The sequence below is a fragment of the [Mycobacterium] stephanolepidis genome (assembly GCF_002356335.1).
Lineage (GTDB): Bacteria > Actinomycetota > Actinomycetes > Mycobacteriales > Mycobacteriaceae > Mycobacterium > Mycobacterium stephanolepidis.
In genome coordinates this window covers 4,588,295-4,604,260 of record NZ_AP018165.1, presented here as the reverse complement: position 1 = coordinate 4,604,260, position 15,966 = coordinate 4,588,295, and the positions used below count along the sequence as shown (strand labels likewise).

The window sequence follows — 15,966 nt, the reverse complement described above, 5'->3', positions numbered from 1 at the left end:
TGGCGGGTGGCTACCTGTGGTCCCCGACGCCCCTTCGTGCGGAATAATGGCCGCCCATGACCGGTCCATACAACTACGGACCGGCGCCGGACTACGACGCGGAGTTCGCCGCCGCGCACAACCCGGCGCTACCGCAGGATCAACTGCTGCGGCTGTGGCACACCCGCCCCGATCTGCGTGAGGCCCTGGCGCAGTTGCCCGTGTGCCCTCCCGCGCTGGCCGCGCAGGTGCAGTTCTCCGATCCGTGGCGTGATCCCAATGCGCGATCGCATCGCGGGATCATCATGGCCTTCGCGATGCTTGCGGGTCTGCTCGTGATCGTCGGGCTTGGCTACGTCGGATACATGGCGGTGCGCGGCGATGGATCCACCCAGCAGCAGACGCACGGAATGCTGCCGCCGAATGACCCGAAGGTGACGAGTAGCGCTGCGGCGCCCACCTCGACGGCGCCACCTGCTGCGCCCTCGAGTGCAGTTAAGCCGGTGGACGTGTCCACCAATTGCGTCCAGGCCGAGGACGGCACCGACAGCAACGGGGTGAAATACGTCTACGACCCCGCCAAGGCGTTCGATAACGACCCACTCACCGCGTGGCGGTGCCAGTGGAAGGAACAAGACGGTCAGTCGATCACGGCCAAGTTCGATCATCCGACACTCATCACCTCGGTTGGTTTGATTCCCGGATACGCCAAGACCGATATCGACGGGTCCGACCGCTTCGCCCAGAACCGCAAGATCACCCGGGTGCGTTGGGAATTCAGCGACGGCAGCTCGGTCAAGCAGCAGGTTCCGGTGAGTCGTGCGCTGGCGAGTATCAAGGTGAATGTGGTGACCGATTCGGTGACCATGGTCATCGAGGCCACCGAACCGGGGGTGTCGATCGTGAACAAGAGCGGCCAACGGCAGGACGCGTTCAACGGTCTGGTGTCGGTGAGCGAGATCGAGATCATGGGTACCCAGCCCCCGGCAGCCCCTGCGCCGACACCCGCTCCGGCACCGGCGCCCCTTGCGCCGCCACGTAGTTCGAATGCCGTTCCCGGCGCTCCCGCGGTTACGGCGCCGGCGACCCCGCCGCCGTCGGCGCCCGGCGCTCCCGCGCAGCCGTAGCGCGTCGTACCCAAAACTGGCAGGGTTCTTCACCGTTCATTGTCAGGAATTGCGGTTACGTTGGATTCATGGCCGAGCTCAATCGCAGAACAGTGCTTACCACCGGGGCAGTCGCGGCGGGTGCCGCCGCCGTAGGCTTCGGGGGATATGAACTACTCCGCAAGCCGGGGCGTACTGATTCGCCGACGGCAGGCGGGAACAAGCCGAACATCTTGGTGATCATCGTGGATCAGATGAGGGCCCCGCAGTGGTTCCCCGATATCCAGAAACTCACCAACCTCCTGCCGAGTCTTAGCCGATTACAAAGGGAAAGCGTTACTTTCGCATCGCACTACACCGCATCGAACATGTGCACCCCATCGCGAGGAGCCATGACGACGGGGCTGTACTCGCACCAGACCGGCTGCCTGTTCACCGGCGAAGGGCCCAGCGAATCGAGTCTGGCTCCGCAGTTCCCCACCTGGGGCACCATGCTGAGACAGCAGGGTTATCGCACCTGGTGGTGGGGTAAGTGGCATCTCGGAGACTGGAGCGATACCAATCCTGAAGGTCTTGATGCACACGGTTTCTCGGGTGGAACGTTCCCTTCGCCCAATGGGGCTCCCAACCAGGGTTTACAGAAGGACCCCGGGATCGTCGACCAGTTCGCGGGATGGTTCGACGCGGATGCGGGAAAGGGGCCCTGGTGCACCACGGTGTCGCTGGTCAATCCGCATGACATCTGCTGGTGGCCGAGAAACCCTCTTCCGGAAGATGTTCCGCACTGGTTCGATAACGTTCCCGCCAATTTTCAGACGCCCGATGAGCTGCGTCAGCATCGCAAGCCGCAGCTGCAGATCGATTACGCCAATTTCATGTCGCCGATCATGACCGGCGCGGTGCCCTATTCGGGTCCGGATATGGCCCGGCAATGGGCCCGCTGCCTGGACATGTACCTGTGGCTGCAACAGCAGGTGGACGCTCAGATCGGGCGGGTTCTCGACAAGCTGGCATCGCGTCCGGACGTCGACCGCAACACGGTGGTCGTCTTCACCTCCGATCACGGCGAATACGGGGGCTCTCACGGGTTGCGCGGTAAGGGGGCCACCGCGTACGAGGAGTCGATCCGGGTTCCCCTGTACATCCGCGATCCACACGGGGTGCTCACCCCGAAGCCGGGGGATACGCGCACGCAGCTGACCTCCAGCGTCGACCTGGCTCCGCTGCTGCTGACCATCGGCTCCGGCGGCAACGGGTGGCGTACCGACCCGCGTTTCTCCTACCTGGCTGCCCGCGCCGATATCGCCGATATCGCCAAAAACAATGCGGCAGGACGCAAGTGGATTGCACACGTCACCGATGACATGTCGGTGGAGGAGATGACCACGCTGATGAAATCTCCATACACGCAGAAGTTGATGGGCGAGATCGCAGCACCCAGCGAGATTCCCACCTCGGCGCCCAGCCACATCGTGGCGGTCCGCACCGCGGAAGCCAAGCTGACCAACTACTCGTACTGGAAACCCGGCGGCATGCAGGTCGACAGCACGCGGCCGTCTGATCGCGAATTCTACGATTATTCAACGCTTTCCGGGCAGCAAGAAATCGAGAACCAAGCCGGCCACGGCGGTAAAGAGGCCGAGCTGCAAGGTCTCATCGACAACGAGGTGCTACCCGAAGTGCAGGCCCCGCTGCCGACATTCCTGGGGCAGGCGCAGGAGCAGGGCCTGGCGGACATGCAGAAGCTGATGGTGCTGCGCGGCGGATAGCGGCCGGTGCGGCTACTTGGGTGGCAGTGAGCCGGCGTAGAGCAGAGCGCGCTTCACCCACGGCTCCAGCTGCCGCCGGGTGCGCACGCCCTCGGCCTCGATACTCAGCCAGCCGGCCATCTCGCGCCCGCCCATCACCATCCGGCTGACGTGGGTCTTGGCCAGCAGAGCTTCGGTCTCCGTGGGATCGCAGCGCGCCAATAGGCCGCCTTCGCGTTTCGCGGCGACGGTCATGTGCCCGTCGACCAGAAACGCGAGGCCGCCGAACATCCGTTTCTCGGTGACACCCTTGGTCGTGGCGATCACTTCACGGATGCGCTCCACCAGGTCCTCGTCGTAGGCCATGGGCCAATTGTGGCGCGCTGTCGATTTCGGCGCGACTCGTTCGCTTGTATCAACTTCTCCCAAAGGGGTTTTGATTGAAGCGTTCGTAATGGGCGTCCTCGTCATCGAGCGCTGCGTAGCGCTGTGGAGGTTGTTGCGTTGGGTAAACGACAGGCGGCTTTGCGGGAGGGCAATGGCTTGGTGATGGGGAAGAGTGCGGGGCCGGCAGGTGGCTGCTGAACATCTGACGGGCCTCAGGATGGATTGCCTCTGCTGCCTGCTGAAGTTCAGCGCGTGTCGCGAGAAGGCCCTCGAAAAATTGATGGGCAGCATCAGAGGCCCGATACGCCGCGGCCTGGGCGGTCTCGGCGATCAGCGTCCCAAGTCGCCCACGATCCATGCGCGCTGTCGCTTGGTGAAGCTGGATGCCGAGGACCATTCCGTTTGCGTTCACTCGGACACGGACCATCCGATCCATGGATTCGGCCTCGGCTTCTATCGCGTCGATCCTGCTCATCTGCGATTCCAGCTCCGCCACCTGGGCGCGCACACGCTCTGCGATTTCTTTGAGGTGATCGGGCTCGTCAGTCATTGGGTAGTCGTTCCATAGCGCGTCGGGCTGCCTTTCGAACCAGCGTATCCGGGTCGTGGACAAGAGGTTCGATGAGATGGCGAATGCCGGGCGCCTTCGCTTGAACGAGTGCTTTGATTGCGAATTCGCGTGCCGGCCCGTTGAGATATCTGATTAGCAATTGATGAGAGTCGCGTGTTTTCACTTTTCCTAGATATTGAATGACCGGAATGATTGGCGTACCCGCAGGCAGGTCGGGAATTAACGCAACGATCTTTGAGAAATCTTTTGGTCCGCAGGTTAGTTTGAGGCCACCGAGTGCCCAATCTATCTGCCGCAATGGTAGGGGTGGCTGATGTTGGACCTGGCTGATGAGTAGGTCAATTACCTGCTGATTTCCGCGTGCTGCTGGGTCGATGAGGTTGCGAATTAAACCGGAACGGATAATCGAGCGGTGACCATGATCTGGTTCCGGCCCGGGTATGCGTTCCTCTAAATGAGACAGCCAGTCTATGAAAACAGGAATGGCCTCAGGAATCGTTGCGGGGCCGTTGGCAAGCGCATCTAGTGTGTAAGCACGCACCCCAACCTCTGCCAGATCGTGCATTATGCGTGCATCAAACCCACGTTCTCCATGAACATACTGAGAGGGAATATTGTCCATCCAGTCGTCGCCCTGCGGCATGCCGATGTAATTAGAAGTATGCGTCATCAAGTTCCTTTCTAACTACTTGAATCTGCCCGTTGCTGACCATTTCTTGGATCTTCGGATCATTGATCACGGTGCGATGGTCGACGACAAGGGTCATCGTGTAGCCGTTCTGTCGCGCCCACTCGGCCTCCGCGAGAATCTGCACTCGATCAGGTCTGATCTCGTTGGTATTCTTAACCTCAATGACCTGTCGGTTTACGTCATCAATCCGATCAGGGACTACCTCGCGTCCCACGGGCCCGGAGCCGGTGTCGACGATGACTCGCACCTCTCGCTTGGGTGCCCTGGGATCGATTCCTGCCCGCCGCTCCCCTTCGTCGCCAGCGGCCTCATTTTCTTCTTTCGTGCGATTGCGAATGGGGTCCGTTTGCCTGGGAATTCTGTCCAGGAGATTTGACAGAAACTTGGCATCCGTTGTCGCAAGGTTGTTGATACCTTCGTTGGATTCGGCTGCTTGGTCTACCTTTTGGTTGATCGACTCCATGAGTTTGTCATTGGCTTTGGCGTATTCCCTTTTGTTGAATTCAATTAATCGATCGATACCTTTTCTTATCCGATCGCCAAAAGGAAGTCTGCGCGCCAGTACCTTGTCCACTTCATACGATAGGATAATGTAGTGCAGTATCGTAAGGGATTGCTGACCTAATTTCTTCATCTCGTCGGCCTTTGAGCCTACGGCCTCGCAGGCGACGCCCAGGTCAGAAGCGACCTCCCCCTTGAGTGCGCCACATACGTTGGCGATTTCAGTGACCATTTCATTGATCTCTGGATAGCCTTTTTGTCGATCATCAGTGAAGATCGCCGTGCAGGCGTTCCAGAGATCGGTTGCTTGCTTCTGGCTGTCTGTGCCGAAGGAACTGAAGGCGGATCCGGCCGCACGAATTCGACTCTCGTCGCAATCAGCCCATTCCTTTTTTACATAGTCGGCAATGAGAGACCAATGGTCTGGTTTGGAGTTGTTTCCGCCGACGGACAGCTGGCTGGGGTGCATGGCGTGGTTGATCTTGCTCCCCGAGGGCGGTGACGGAGTGCGTTCTTGAGGGCCCGTTGGACTCGACTCGTTCTCCGCTCTGGCCTCGTTGAGCCCTGCTTCGTGTACCAACTTTGAGAGGACCGTGGCTGCCATCACCCCAAGGGAGCCGACTTCGAACACATCGGACGCGGATTGGTCATAGCTGGAGCTCCAGCGCGGTCCACCGGTTGCGTAGCCACCCGCTGATCGAGAGACATTCAACTTCTGGTCAAGTGCGGTGAAGCGGGCTTCGAAGGAAGTGGCCGCCTCTGCAAGTTTGGTGGCGACGGAGTAGAACCATTCTGGATCGGCCTTTGTCATGAATACGCCCCCGGGAACATTTCGCGGTTCTTCGTCCTCGCATCGAGGTAGTTGCCGTGAGTGATCTTGATTCTGTCGCGCAGTGCCCCAAGTGATTCAAGATGCTGTGTGAATTTGGTTCGCCACTCAGCGTTTGCTTCCATGAACTTTTCTGCGCCTTGTCCCTCGTACTGAGACAGGACGCCCTCAGCTGTACGCTCAATATCTTTCGCCTGCTCGGTGAGCGATTCCATTTGTGCGGTCAGGAAGTCGATGTGTTCCTGCATCGCATCCAAGTCATACGAGCGTTCAGACATATCGGCTCCCGCTACATATCCGTTGAGGCGATGGCCTGCGTAGTCAGCTGTTCCTGATCACTGTGGAGCTTCGCGGTTTTCAACAGCAGCTCGGCATGCTCGGACAACACGTTCAGATGGGATGTGAGTGTCTTGCGAAGATCGTCCCATGCCGTTGCCGCGTCGTTTGCAGCTGAGCCAGTCCATACGCCCTGAAGTGTTTGAGCCCGCCGATGGATTTCGGCAACAGACGTCTCGATCATGCGATGATGCTGACGTAGCTCGCGTGCCCCTTGCTCGAGCGCGGTTGTCGACACACGCAGTCGTTGGTCTGCCATGAATCCCCTCCCTGCCCAACCCGCCAACAGCTCAAAGGATGTCCAATGGAATGGAGATCAACAGCATCGCCGCAAGCACAAGACGATGTGGACAAGCTGTTTGGTGATGCTATCAAGTTCGTCGCGGTAGAGCTTGCGCATGCCGATGACTTCGCACCATTCATGATGGTCATTGGACTGGCCGGTGATGTATCAGTCCGGCGGTCCGCGATAGCTGCAACGCCGCAGGATGAGTCTGGGATCATTGATGGACTGGAACTGCCCAGCGACAGGCAGCAGCTGCGAGCGCGGGCCGCAGTGCTGGACGTGACAGCCTTGGTTCCGGTTGCGGGAGATGCCATCAAGATCAAACTTGAGCATTCCGAGGGAGTTGCCATCGACATGCTTGTGCCCTACCGAATCGATTCGGAGGGTGCAACGATTGATGTTCATGCCGCCAACGCGGCCCGGGTCGACCCTGTGTTATGGAGTCCCGAGACCCCTGGAGCCGGTTAGCAGGTACTCCAGGCTACGAGCCGATCTGGAATCCTTGGAACATGACGTCGATATCGGCGCTGAACAAAGGCACATCGCCGATGCTCATCTGGTTGCGTAGCTGCACGGGGTAGTAGTCGTCGCCCACGTGGTAGACGATGTTGAGATAGTCGTACTGTTGAGCGCGCTCTCCTGCTGTGGCAATCAGCCGCGTTGCTCGGATACCGCAGATCTCAATGGTCTCATCATGAGTGATCTTCACCGGCCCGACGATCTTGGTAAGGCCGTCCAATTGCTCCGCCGCCTGCTCGTTGCTAGAGGCAGGATCCAAGGACATCAGCATGGTGAGGCTCCTGCTGATTCCGATCGTCTTAACGACCGCGAGCTTGTTATCTGTGCGTGCTGTCGCGGCCGGTTCCCAACCTGGGAGCTTGGGGATGGAAACGGTGAACGGTTCCTTGGGCGTACTTGCCCGCGTATAGATCTCGCCTGTCACTGCCTGTGCTTGGCATGAATAGGACGTCGGATGTTCCGCCGTGGGGGTGCCGGATCCTGGCTGCGAACACCCGGCGAGTATGAGTGCACCAGAAGTCATGGCACGGAAGATGTTCCGACGGAAGTCGTTGCGCATAGGCCGACTCTACGGTCCGATCTGCACGTTTCGGAAAATCACCTCGACGTCGGCACCGAACAGAGGAACATCGCCCGCGCCCATCTGATTGCGGAGTTGGACAGGATAGAAGACCCCGTTGGCCGGGTACGTGAGGTTCAGATAGTCGAACCGCAGGTCTCGATTTTCGGCAATGCCAACGAGTCTTGATGCCTTTAGGCTACAAACATTCACCGTCTCTTCTTGAATGATCGACACTGACGGGTCGAACCTAGTCAACATGCTCAGTTGCGCGGAAGCTTTGTCGCGATCCGGCTCCGGCCGCAGAATTGACAGCGCAACATAACTTTGGGTTGTCCCGATCGTTTTCGTAAGGGCGAGTTGGTTTTCCCTCAATGCAGTCGGAGCTGACCGCCAGCCGGGGAGTTCGGGGATAGAGACGGATAACGGCTGACCATTTGGGCGGAATTGGGTGTAGGCCCGCCCCGTTACGGATCGTGCCTGGCAGGAATACGTGGCGGCCGAGGTTGGTGTGCCTGGAACCTGATCCGTGCATGCCGCGAGCACGAGTGAACCAGCGACGCTCGCATACGCCGCGTATCGCCGCATACTGCCTCTCACGAATCGACAGTACGGGCGCGCGCTGTCGATTTCGGCGCGGCTCGTTCGTGGTGTCTGTACGGCACCCGACACCGGAGAGGCACCATTGACCCGTGGCGCACGACGAGATCAGCCGCATCTTCCGCGAGGAGTACGGCCGTACCGTGGCGACGTTGATCCGCTACTTCGGCAGCATCGACCTCGCCGAGGACGCCGTACAGGAGGCGTTCGAGGTGGCCATCGCGAAATGGCCGCGGGACGGTGTTCCGCCGAATCCGGGTGCGTGGATCACCACCACGGCCCGCAACCGCGGCGTCGACAAATTGCGGCGCGACCAGCGGCGCGACGAGTTGTCCAGAGAGGCAAACGCTCTGGAGGAGGAGCAGCCGGAGCCGCAGGAGGTGGGTCCGGTGCGGGATGATCGCCTGCGGCTCATCTTCACCTGCTGCCACCCGGCGCTGGCGCCGGAGGCGCAGGTCGCGCTGACGCTGCGCCTGCTCGGGGGGCTCACCACGGCGGAGATCGCCAACGCGTATCTGGTATCCGAATCGACCATGGCCGCACGCATCACGCGTGCCAAGAAGAAGATCGCGTCGGCAGGCATCCCGTACCGGGTGCCGGGGGACCACGATCTACCGGACCGGCTGTCGTCGGTGCTGGCCGCGCTCTACCTCGTCTACAACGAGGGTTATGCGGCGTCCTCGGGCGCCGAGCTCACCCGCGCGGACCTGTCCGCCGAGGCGATCAGACTGGCGCGGGTGCTTGCAGATCTCATGCCCGACGAGCCCGAGGTGCTCGGGCTGCTGGCATTGGTGTTGCTCACCGAGGCGCGCCCACCCGCCCGTACCGATGCCGGCGGAGCGCTGGTGCTGCTCGCCGATCAGGACCGCGCTCAGTGGAATCACGAGATGATCGGCGAGGGGCACCAGCTGGTGCGGCGGTGTCTGAGACGCAACGTCCCCGGGCCGTATCAGATCCAGGCCGCCATCAATGCCGTGCATGACGACGCGCCCTCGGCAGCACATACCGACTGGGGCCAGATCGTCGCGCTATACGACCAGCTGACGGTGTTCAGCCCCACTGCCGTGGTCGCGCTCAATCGCGCGGTGGCCATTGGCGAGCGCGACGGTGCGCAGGCCGGACTGGATGCCATCGAGCCGTTGCGGGAGGACCTCGACGCGTACTACCCGCTGCACGCGGCGCGCGCCGATCTGCTCACCAGACTCAGCCGGAATCGGGAAGCCGCGAATGCCTACCGAAAAGCGTTGGTATCCACGGACAATGAGGTGTTCCGTAGGTACCTCGGCGACCGGCTGGCCCGGCTGGACACCGGCGCATGACACGATGGCCTCATGAGAATGCGTGCAGGGGCAGTACTGACCGGTCTCGTTGTGGTGGCGCTGTCCGCCTGCGGTGGCAACACCTCGGAGCCGTCCAAGGAACCCTCGCCGTCGTCCTCGGGAAAGGCTCCCGTCACCGCTGCGCCCGCCGCTGACCTGGCCTGCCTGAGTACCCGTGACAGGTTGGCGCAGCTGCTCATGGTGGGTGTGAAAGACGCCGACGATGCCCGTGCGCTGGTGCGCGACCACCACGTCGGCGGCATCTTTGTCGGCAGCTGGACCAAGAAGGAGATGCTGACCGACGGCTCCCTGCACGATGTCGTCACCGCCGGACCGATCCCGGCGGCGGTGAGCGTCGATGAGGAGGGAGGGCGAGTGTCTCGCCTCAAAGACCTCATCGGTCCGTCCCCGTCCGCGCGGGAACTGGCCGCAACGCAGACTCCCGAACAGGTGCAGGCGCTCAGCCAGGAGCGTGGTCAGAAGATGAAGGACCTCGGCATCACCATCGACTTCGCCCCCGATGCCGACGTGACGGACGGCGATCCGGATGGCGCCATCGGGGACCGCTCGTACAGCGGCGACCCGCAGAAGGTTGCCGAGTACGCCGAGGCAGCGGTGCGGGGATATCAAGCCAGTGGTGTGCGCGCTGTGGTGAAGCACTTCCCGGGCCATGGCCACGCGTCGGGTGACTCTCATACCAATGGCGTGGTAACCCCGCCGTTGGAGCAGCTGAAGGACAACGATTTGGTGCCGTATCGATCGCTGGTAACCAGCGGTGCCGCCGTGATGATCGGCCACATGCAGGTCCCCGGACTGACCGGCGACGACCCATCCAGTCTGAGTCCCGCCGCAGTCGACTTGCTACGCAAGGGAACCGGCTACGGGGCGCCCGCCTATGACGGAGTGATCTTCACCGACGACCTGTCCTCGATGGCCGCCATCACCGACCGTTTCCCGATCGAGGAGGCGGTGCTGAAGTCGATCAAGGCCGGTGTCGACTGGGCGCTCTGGGTGAGCACCGAAAAGGTTGGCTCAGTCCTGGACCGCCTCGAATCGGCCTACAACGCAGGCGAACTGAACGGCGACGCGATCAATGCCTCGGTGCGCCGGGTGCTGGCCTTCAAGGGCGTCCCCGCCTGCGGCTAACGTCCCAGCGTCACGGGCAGGCTGCGCAGCCCGTGAATACCCATCCCGTCGAAGTACTTAGGGTCGCCGGCCAGCGCTAATCGTGGGAAGCGTTCGACGAGCGATTGCAACGCGATATGCAGCTCGACGCGCGCCAGCACCTGGCCCAGGCACACGTGAATTCCGGTGCCCAGCGTGATGTTTTCGCGCGCATTGGGCCGGGTGATATCGAAGATGTCAGGGTTCTCGAACACGGCAGGGTCGCGATTGGCTCCGCCGAGAAGTAGCAGAGCCGACTGACCTGCCTCGATGGTGTGTCCCTCGATCTCGACGGTTTCGGTGGCGACGCGGGCCGACCATTGGTTCGAGGTGTCGTAGCGCATGAGTTCCTCGACGGCGTTGGGCCACAGGCTCGGATCGGCACGCAGCGCCGCCAGCTGCTCGGGGTGGCGCAGCAGCGCGAGGATCGCCTTGCCCATCAGGTGTGTGGTGGTGACGAATCCCGCGCCCAGGAACACCGCGAAGAACATCTTGAGCTCGAAATGAGTCAGATCGCTGTTGAGAAGTCCTGTGGCCAGCTCACTTTCGGTGCCTTCACGGCGAAGACGGGCGACGTGTTTCTCAAGGTATTCGTCTATTTCCCGTAAAGCCGCTGTGCCGTCTTGATATTGGCGCCAGGACGGGGCCGTGGTCGCGATCAGCTGGATCGCGCGATTCATCGCGGTGTAGAGCAGCGAGTAATCCTGCGGCGGCACCGCGATCATCTCGCCGATCACGGCGATGGGGATTTTCGCGGTGAAATCGGGGATCAGATCCGGGTGCGGACGCTGTTCGAGCGCGTCCAGATGGCCGTTCGTCACGTCCTGGATGCGTCCGCGCAGGGCCTCGATGGCGCGGGGGGTGAACGGGGCGGCGACGAGACGTCGCAGCCGCCCGTGGTCGGGCGGATCGGTGATCAGAATGGATGGCGGCTCGGCGGGATTGAGCAGCTGCGGGTCGCTCCACGCCGCCAGGCGCTGAATGATCGGTGAGGAGGACCGGTGTTCAGGTTTGAAGGTGACGAACCGGTTGTCGCGGAAGATCGTTCGGACGATCTGCGCGTCGGCGGTGATCCAGCCGTCGCCCGCCTGCGAGATCCTTCCGCGGCCACGGATCTTGTCGATGATTCCGTAGATGCCTGCAGCCTGGGCGGTGTCGATTCCCAGCTGTGCGACGGGCTCACCGCGGCGGGCAGCCACTTTTAGGTATGCACGGGCTATTCCGTGCGTCACCGCCCAATGGGTGCGCTGTTTGATCCGGTCGTGCATCCGTCCGATCCCCGTGTCGGCTCGCTCGATGCCGAACGGACATCGCGCAACCTCGAGATTAACTGCTGGCTCGCACCCGGGCGCGGCCGAGGTTCACTGGCAGGCTTCCGAAGCCATGCAGATTGACATGCTTGCCGGGGGTGGGATCGGCTGCCAGCGCGAGCTCGGGGAAGCGTTCGAACAATGACTGCAGCGCCACCACACCTTCCATCCGCGCCAGGCTCGCGCCCAGGCAGACGTGGACGCCGCTGCCGAATGCCACGTGTTCGCGTGCGTTGGCGCGGCTCACGTCGAAGACGTCGGGCTCATCGAAAACGGCCGGGTCGCGGTTGGCTCCGCCGAGCAGTAGCACCGCCATCGATCCGGCAGGCAGTGTGTGGCCGTCGAATTCGACGGTTTCGGTGGCCACCCGGCCGGTGACCTGAACAGGGGAGTCGTACCGCAGGATCTCCTCGACGGCGTTCGGCCAGCCTTCCGGATTCTCCCGCAGGTACGCCAGCTGTTCGGAGTGACGTAGCAGGGCCACGATGCCATTCCCGATGAGGTTGACCGTCGTTTCGAATCCGGCGCCGAGCAGCAGTGCCATGGTGGCCTTGAGTTCGCGGTCGTTCAGATCGCCGTCGCGCACGATGCTCGCCAGGATGCCCTCGATGGTGGGGTCCTGCGCAAGCTCGCGGCGCAGCCGGATCAGGTGAGCGTCGAAGTAGCGGTCGATCTCGATGAGCGCCTGGGTGGCATCTCGATACGCAGACCAGGTCATGCCGATATCCAGCAGCGCCGCGCCGTGATTGCCCCATTCCAGGAGGAATGGAGCGTCTTCGCGTGGAACACCGAGCATCTCGGCGATGATCGCCACCGGCAATTGCGACGCATAGTCCTCGAGCAGGTCGGCTCGCTCCTTGCGCTCCAGGTTGTCGAGCAGCTCGAGTGTCACCTCACGGACGCGGTCCTCCAGCTTGTTCACCGCGCGTGGTGTGAACGCCCTCGACACCAGCTTGCGAAACCGGGTGTGTTCGGGTGGATCGACGGCCAGCATGGCGGGCGGCTCTACCGGGTTGGGTAGACCGGGCTCGGTCTTGTCGAAGATCCATCGGCTGAGCCCCTGGGGTAGCACGGGGGAGGGAATGTTGTTGGGTGCCATGGTGATGAATCGGTGGTCCCGCAGGATCTCGCGCGTCTGGGCCAGGCCGGTGAAGACGAGGCCGGTGGCACGGGCCGGAGCAATGGGGCCGACTGACCGGATCTCTTCGATGTACCGGTAGTGGTTGTCGGCGCGATCCGGGCTGAGGAACAACGCTGCCAGGGGCATCTTGCGTACCTGGGTGAGTAGTCCGACGCGGCTGATGCCGTGCATGGTCACCCACCGCGACCAGTACTTGATCAGATCCCTGGACCGCATATTCGCCTCCGACGCTGGATGCTATTTGTCACGAGTCTAATAGTGACTCGGCGGGAAGGGAATGCCCGAAAAGGTTCGGTTTCCCTGCGAACACGGAGTGGGCAACGGCGCATGTCTGGCCCAGTCCCGTCGTACCCGTCACATCGCCAGGGTGGGGTGTCAAAGCACACAGTGAACAATGTGCTTTCGGGCCTTTTTAGACACGGCGTCTGAGTGGGACTTCGAGTACCGTTTGCTACTGGTACGTCACGTACCATCTACGTTCGGTCGGGACCGTAGCAAAGCGTGATGGCTATTCGTTGCTGCTTGTTGTCGTCCGGCTGTCGTAGTTACGGCTACGCGGAGGTTGCGATGAGTGCGCTGGTGTCAGGGTTGCGTGTCGAGGAGTACCTGGACGAGACGGGCGCAATCTCCTTACCGGACGGCTACACCGTCAACCGTTATTTGGAGTGTGCCGTCGATGGCGAGCACGACACTTTTGCCTACCGCTATGTCGATTTCAGCAGCGACCCGGATGGCGCTCCGTCCGATCTGAACTGGCCCCAGCTGCGGGCTCGTTCTCGCGCGGTCGCGGCGAGGCTTCAGCAGGTGACCAAGCCCGGTGATCGGGTCGCGATCTTGGCGCCACAGGGCCTTGATTACGTCATCGGCTTCTTCGCCGCCATCGAGGCCGGGGCCATCGCGGTGCCTCTTTTCGCCCCGGAACTTCCGGGTCACGCCGAGCGGCTCGATGCGGTGCTTACCGATGCCCAACCGACGGTGGTGCTCACCAACGAGGCGGCCGCCGAATCTGTCAGCGGCTTCGTCCGAAGACTGCCGCGCGAGCGCCGGCCCCGAGTATTGGCCGTCGACGGCGTGCCCGACTCGGTAGGCGCGACGTATGTGAGGGTGACACCGGATACCGATGACATCGCTTATCTGCAATACACATCGGGGTCGACGAGGGTGCCCGCCGGTGTCGAGATCACCCACCGTGCGGTGATGACCAACGTGCTGCAGATGGTCATTTCCGTTGGTCTGGACGTGGATGTCCGCGGAGCGAGCTGGCTGCCGCTGTACCACGATATGGGCCTGCTCATGCTCATGTTCCCGCTGTGCGGGGGTCGGATGACGCTCATGTCGCCGATGTCGTTCGTGCGTCGGCCCGGCCGCTGGATCAAGGAACTCGCGGCCGCGTCTCACGTGGGCCGCACCTTTGGCGCCGCCCCCAACTTCGCCTTCGAGCTGGCCGCCGAGCGAGGCCTGCCGAAGGATGGTGAAGCCCTGGACCTGAGCAAGGTGGCGGGGCTGATCAATGGTTCCGAGCCGGTCAGCATCGCGTCGATCCGCAAGTTCAACGAGGCCTTCGGCCCTCACGGATTACCGTCCAACGCCATCAAACCGTCCTACGGCATGGCCGAGGCCACGCTGTTCGTCTCGTCGATCGCCCCCGAAGCGGAGCCGTCCGTCATCTATGTGGATCGCGAACAGCTGGGTGCCGGATATGCGGTGCGGGTGGATGCCGCCCATGAGAAGGCGGTGCCACAGGTCTCCTGCGGTCAGATCGCCCGCAGTCAGTGGGCGGTGATTGTCGACCCGGCTGCCGAGGGGGAGCTGCCAGACGGGCAGGTGGGTGAGATCTGGTTGCACGGCAACAACATCGGCCGCGGATACTGGGGCCGGCCCGAGGAGACGGACTTCTCCTTCCGCAACACGCTGCGGGTGCGCCTGGGAGAGGGCAGTCATGCCACCGGCGCCGAACCGGCGGCCGCCTGGTTCCGCACAGGCGATCTCGGCGTCTATCTTGACGGTGAGCTGTACATCACCGGTCGGGTCAAGGATCTGGTGATCGTCGACGGCCGCAACCACTACCCGCACGACATCGAGGCCACCGTCGAGGACGCCTCTCCGGTGGTGCGGCGCGGGTTCGTGGCGGCCTTCTCAGTGCCCACCAACGAACTGCCCGGGGGTGTCGACGCGGGTGAGGGTGCCGGAGAGAGGTTGGTCATCGTCGCCGAACGCGCGGCGGGAGCCGGACGGGCCGAACCCGGCCCCATCGTCGAAGCGATCCGGGCCGCTGTCTCTCGTCGGCACGCCCTGCCCATCGCCGATGTTCAGCTGGTTCAGGCCGGTGCGATCCCGCGTACCAGTAGCGGAAAGATCGCGCGCCGAGCCTGCCGCCAGGAGTACCTGGACAACAAGTTCGGGACGCACGGCTCATAGTTCGGCTGCCCCCGGCGAGATCCTCCGCGATTTCTTTCCGATTTACGCGATGAGGTGTCGATTTCGGGCAGGTCTATTCGTAGTGAGGTTGAAGGGAAGCCCGCCGGGCGTCCCGATCGCCAGAAGCGGATAGAAAGGACGACCATGAAGCAGTACCTACTCTCGGTCCACAGCTATGCGGAGAACGCGGCCGACTGGAGTGATGAGGATGTGCAGCGGCTGTACGCCCAGACCGGTGCGCTCAACGAGAGGATGAAAGAGGCCGGCGTCTGGGTGTTCGCGAACGGTCTGACCGAACCATCGGATGCGACCGTGGTCCGCAGTGCGGACGGCAAGGTCACCACCACGGACGGCCCCTATCTGGAGACCAAGGAACACCTCGGCGGTTTCTGGATCATCAACGCGCCCGATCTCGACGCGGCGTTGACATGGGCTGCCGAGGGGTCGGCGGCGTGCGAGGAGCCCGTCGAGGTGCGCCCCTTCCAGGACGAGGAGGCATGAC

At 62.4% G+C, this 15,966-nt stretch carries 17 protein-coding genes; 7 read left to right on the top strand and 10 right to left on the bottom strand.

Annotated features, from left to right (window positions below; all coding sequences use genetic code 11):
• Window positions 1–56: 56 nt before the first annotated feature.
• Both MSTE_RS22895 and MSTE_RS22890 read left to right on the top strand, forming a co-directional pair.
• Window positions 57–1,106, top strand: a complete 1,050-nt coding sequence (locus MSTE_RS22895; RefSeq protein ID WP_096504658.1) for an NADase-type glycan-binding domain-containing protein — start codon at window positions 57–59, stop codon at window positions 1,104–1,106.
• A 68-nt stretch (window positions 1,107–1,174) separates the two neighbouring features.
• On the top strand, window positions 1,175–2,854 hold the full coding sequence (locus MSTE_RS22890; protein WP_096504657.1) for a sulfatase-like hydrolase/transferase: 1,680 nt from the start codon (window positions 1,175–1,177) through the stop codon (window positions 2,852–2,854).
• Between the two features lie 12 nt (window positions 2,855–2,866).
• On the opposite strand, the gene MSTE_RS22885 is transcribed toward MSTE_RS22890, so the two are convergent.
• The 6 genes from MSTE_RS22885 to MSTE_RS22860 are packed head-to-tail and all read right to left on the bottom strand — an operon-like array spanning window position 2,867 to window position 6,407.
• Window positions 2,867–3,199, bottom strand: a complete 333-nt coding sequence (locus tag MSTE_RS22885; protein WP_096504656.1) for a TfoX/Sxy family protein — start codon at window positions 3,197–3,199, stop codon at window positions 2,867–2,869.
• A 49-nt stretch (window positions 3,200–3,248) separates the two neighbouring features.
• The gene (locus tag MSTE_RS22880) at window positions 3,249–3,770 is read right to left on the bottom strand and encodes a YbaB/EbfC family nucleoid-associated protein (protein WP_096504655.1); all 522 of its coding nucleotides are present in this window, start codon (window positions 3,768–3,770) and stop codon (window positions 3,249–3,251) included.
• Entirely contained in the window at window positions 3,763–4,413 is a 651-nt protein-coding gene (locus MSTE_RS22875; protein ID WP_162291725.1) for a HEAT repeat domain-containing protein, read from the bottom strand. The genes MSTE_RS22880 and MSTE_RS22875 overlap by 8 nt, the downstream gene beginning before the upstream one ends.
• A 31-nt stretch (window positions 4,414–4,444) precedes the next feature.
• The gene (locus MSTE_RS22870; RefSeq protein ID WP_096504653.1) at window positions 4,445–5,794 is read right to left on the bottom strand and encodes a putative toxin; all 1,350 of its coding nucleotides are present in this window, start codon (window positions 5,792–5,794) and stop codon (window positions 4,445–4,447) included.
• On the bottom strand, window positions 5,791–6,090 hold the full coding sequence (locus MSTE_RS22865) for a WXG100 family type VII secretion target (protein ID WP_096504651.1): 300 nt from the start codon (window positions 6,088–6,090) through the stop codon (window positions 5,791–5,793). The genes MSTE_RS22870 and MSTE_RS22865 overlap by 4 nt, the downstream gene beginning before the upstream one ends.
• 11 nt (window positions 6,091–6,101) lie before the next feature.
• Complete coding sequence (locus tag MSTE_RS22860; protein ID WP_096504649.1) at window positions 6,102–6,407, bottom strand: WXG100 family type VII secretion target; 306 nt, start codon at window positions 6,405–6,407, stop codon at window positions 6,102–6,104.
• A gap of 45 nt (window positions 6,408–6,452) precedes the next feature.
• On the opposite strand from MSTE_RS22860, the gene MSTE_RS22855 reads away from it, so the two are divergent.
• The gene (locus tag MSTE_RS22855; RefSeq protein WP_096504647.1) at window positions 6,453–6,902 is read left to right on the top strand and encodes a hypothetical protein; all 450 of its coding nucleotides are present in this window, start codon (window positions 6,453–6,455) and stop codon (window positions 6,900–6,902) included.
• Window positions 6,903–6,915: 13 nt separating this feature from the next.
• On the opposite strand, the gene MSTE_RS22850 is transcribed toward MSTE_RS22855, so the two are convergent.
• Together MSTE_RS22850 and MSTE_RS25620 are read right to left on the bottom strand one after the other, a co-directional pair.
• Window positions 6,916–7,224: a hypothetical protein gene (locus tag MSTE_RS22850; protein WP_096506291.1), complete on the bottom strand. Its 309-nt coding sequence runs from the start codon at window positions 7,222–7,224 to the stop codon at window positions 6,916–6,918.
• 297 nt (window positions 7,225–7,521) lie between these two features.
• Window positions 7,522–8,112, bottom strand: a complete 591-nt coding sequence (locus tag MSTE_RS25620; protein WP_231896947.1) for a hypothetical protein — start codon at window positions 8,110–8,112, stop codon at window positions 7,522–7,524.
• A gap of 92 nt (window positions 8,113–8,204) precedes the next feature.
• On the opposite strand from MSTE_RS25620, the gene MSTE_RS22840 reads away from it, so the two are divergent.
• Entirely contained in the window at window positions 8,205–9,431 is a 1,227-nt protein-coding gene (locus MSTE_RS22840) for an RNA polymerase sigma factor (RefSeq protein WP_096504645.1), read from the top strand.
• A gap of 18 nt (window positions 9,432–9,449) precedes the next feature.
• On the top strand, window positions 9,450–10,577 hold the full coding sequence (locus MSTE_RS22835; RefSeq protein ID WP_096504643.1) for a glycoside hydrolase family 3 N-terminal domain-containing protein: 1,128 nt from the start codon (window positions 9,450–9,452) through the stop codon (window positions 10,575–10,577).
• On the opposite strand, the gene MSTE_RS22830 is transcribed toward MSTE_RS22835, so the two are convergent.
• Both MSTE_RS22830 and MSTE_RS22825 read right to left on the bottom strand, forming a co-directional pair.
• Window positions 10,574–11,863 carry a cytochrome P450 gene (locus MSTE_RS22830; protein WP_096504641.1) on the bottom strand — a complete coding sequence of 430 codons (1,290 nt, stop codon included), beginning with the start codon at window positions 11,861–11,863 and terminating at the stop codon, window positions 10,574–10,576. The genes MSTE_RS22835 and MSTE_RS22830 overlap by 4 nt on opposite strands.
• 58 nt (window positions 11,864–11,921) lie before the next feature.
• A complete protein-coding gene (locus tag MSTE_RS22825; protein ID WP_096504639.1) occupies window positions 11,922–13,262 on the bottom strand; it encodes a cytochrome P450 in 1,341 nt (446 codons plus the stop codon).
• Window positions 13,263–13,613: 351 nt separating this feature from the next.
• Here MSTE_RS22825 and MSTE_RS22820 point away from each other — a divergent pair, with 351 nt between their 5' ends.
• Together MSTE_RS22820 and MSTE_RS22815 are read left to right on the top strand one after the other, a co-directional pair.
• A complete protein-coding gene (locus tag MSTE_RS22820) occupies window positions 13,614–15,464 on the top strand; it encodes a fatty acyl-AMP ligase (protein WP_096504637.1) in 1,851 nt (616 codons plus the stop codon).
• 144 nt (window positions 15,465–15,608) lie between these two features.
• Entirely contained in the window at window positions 15,609–15,965 is a 357-nt protein-coding gene (locus tag MSTE_RS22815) for a YciI family protein (RefSeq protein ID WP_096504635.1), read from the top strand.
• Window position 15,966: the final 1 nt, after the last annotated feature.

Bases quoted from the DNA above. Each gene is read 5' to 3' on its own strand.
- MSTE_RS22880 (WP_096504655.1), bottom strand. From the start codon at position 3,770: ATGACTGACGAGCCCGATCACCTCAAAGAAATCGCAGAGCGTGTGCGC.
- MSTE_RS22835 (WP_096504643.1), top strand. From the start codon at position 9,450: ATGCGTGCAGGGGCAGTACTGACCGGTCTCGTTGTGGTGGCGCTGTCC.
- MSTE_RS22825 (WP_096504639.1), bottom strand. From the start codon at position 13,262: ATGCGGTCCAGGGATCTGATCAAGTACTGGTCGCGGTGGGTGACCATG.
- MSTE_RS22865 (WP_096504651.1), bottom strand. From the start codon at position 6,090: ATGTCTGAACGCTCGTATGACTTGGATGCGATGCAGGAACACATCGAC.
- MSTE_RS22875 (WP_162291725.1), bottom strand. From the start codon at position 4,413: ATGGACAATATTCCCTCTCAGTATGTTCATGGAGAACGTGGGTTTGAT.
- MSTE_RS22850 (WP_096506291.1), bottom strand. From the start codon at position 7,224: ATGCTGATGTCCTTGGATCCTGCCTCTAGCAACGAGCAGGCGGCGGAG.
- MSTE_RS22830 (WP_096504641.1), bottom strand. From the start codon at position 11,863: ATGCACGACCGGATCAAACAGCGCACCCATTGGGCGGTGACGCACGGA.
- MSTE_RS22895 (WP_096504658.1), top strand. From the start codon at position 57: ATGACCGGTCCATACAACTACGGACCGGCGCCGGACTACGACGCGGAG.
- MSTE_RS22890 (WP_096504657.1), top strand. From the start codon at position 1,175: ATGGCCGAGCTCAATCGCAGAACAGTGCTTACCACCGGGGCAGTCGCG.
- MSTE_RS22855 (WP_096504647.1), top strand. From the start codon at position 6,453: ATGGAATGGAGATCAACAGCATCGCCGCAAGCACAAGACGATGTGGAC.
- MSTE_RS22870 (WP_096504653.1), bottom strand. From the start codon at position 5,794: ATGACAAAGGCCGATCCAGAATGGTTCTACTCCGTCGCCACCAAACTT.
- MSTE_RS22885 (WP_096504656.1), bottom strand. From the start codon at position 3,199: ATGGCCTACGACGAGGACCTGGTGGAGCGCATCCGTGAAGTGATCGCC.
- MSTE_RS22815 (WP_096504635.1), top strand. From the start codon at position 15,609: ATGAAGCAGTACCTACTCTCGGTCCACAGCTATGCGGAGAACGCGGCC.
- MSTE_RS22860 (WP_096504649.1), bottom strand. From the start codon at position 6,407: ATGGCAGACCAACGACTGCGTGTGTCGACAACCGCGCTCGAGCAAGGG.
- MSTE_RS22820 (WP_096504637.1), top strand. From the start codon at position 13,614: ATGAGTGCGCTGGTGTCAGGGTTGCGTGTCGAGGAGTACCTGGACGAG.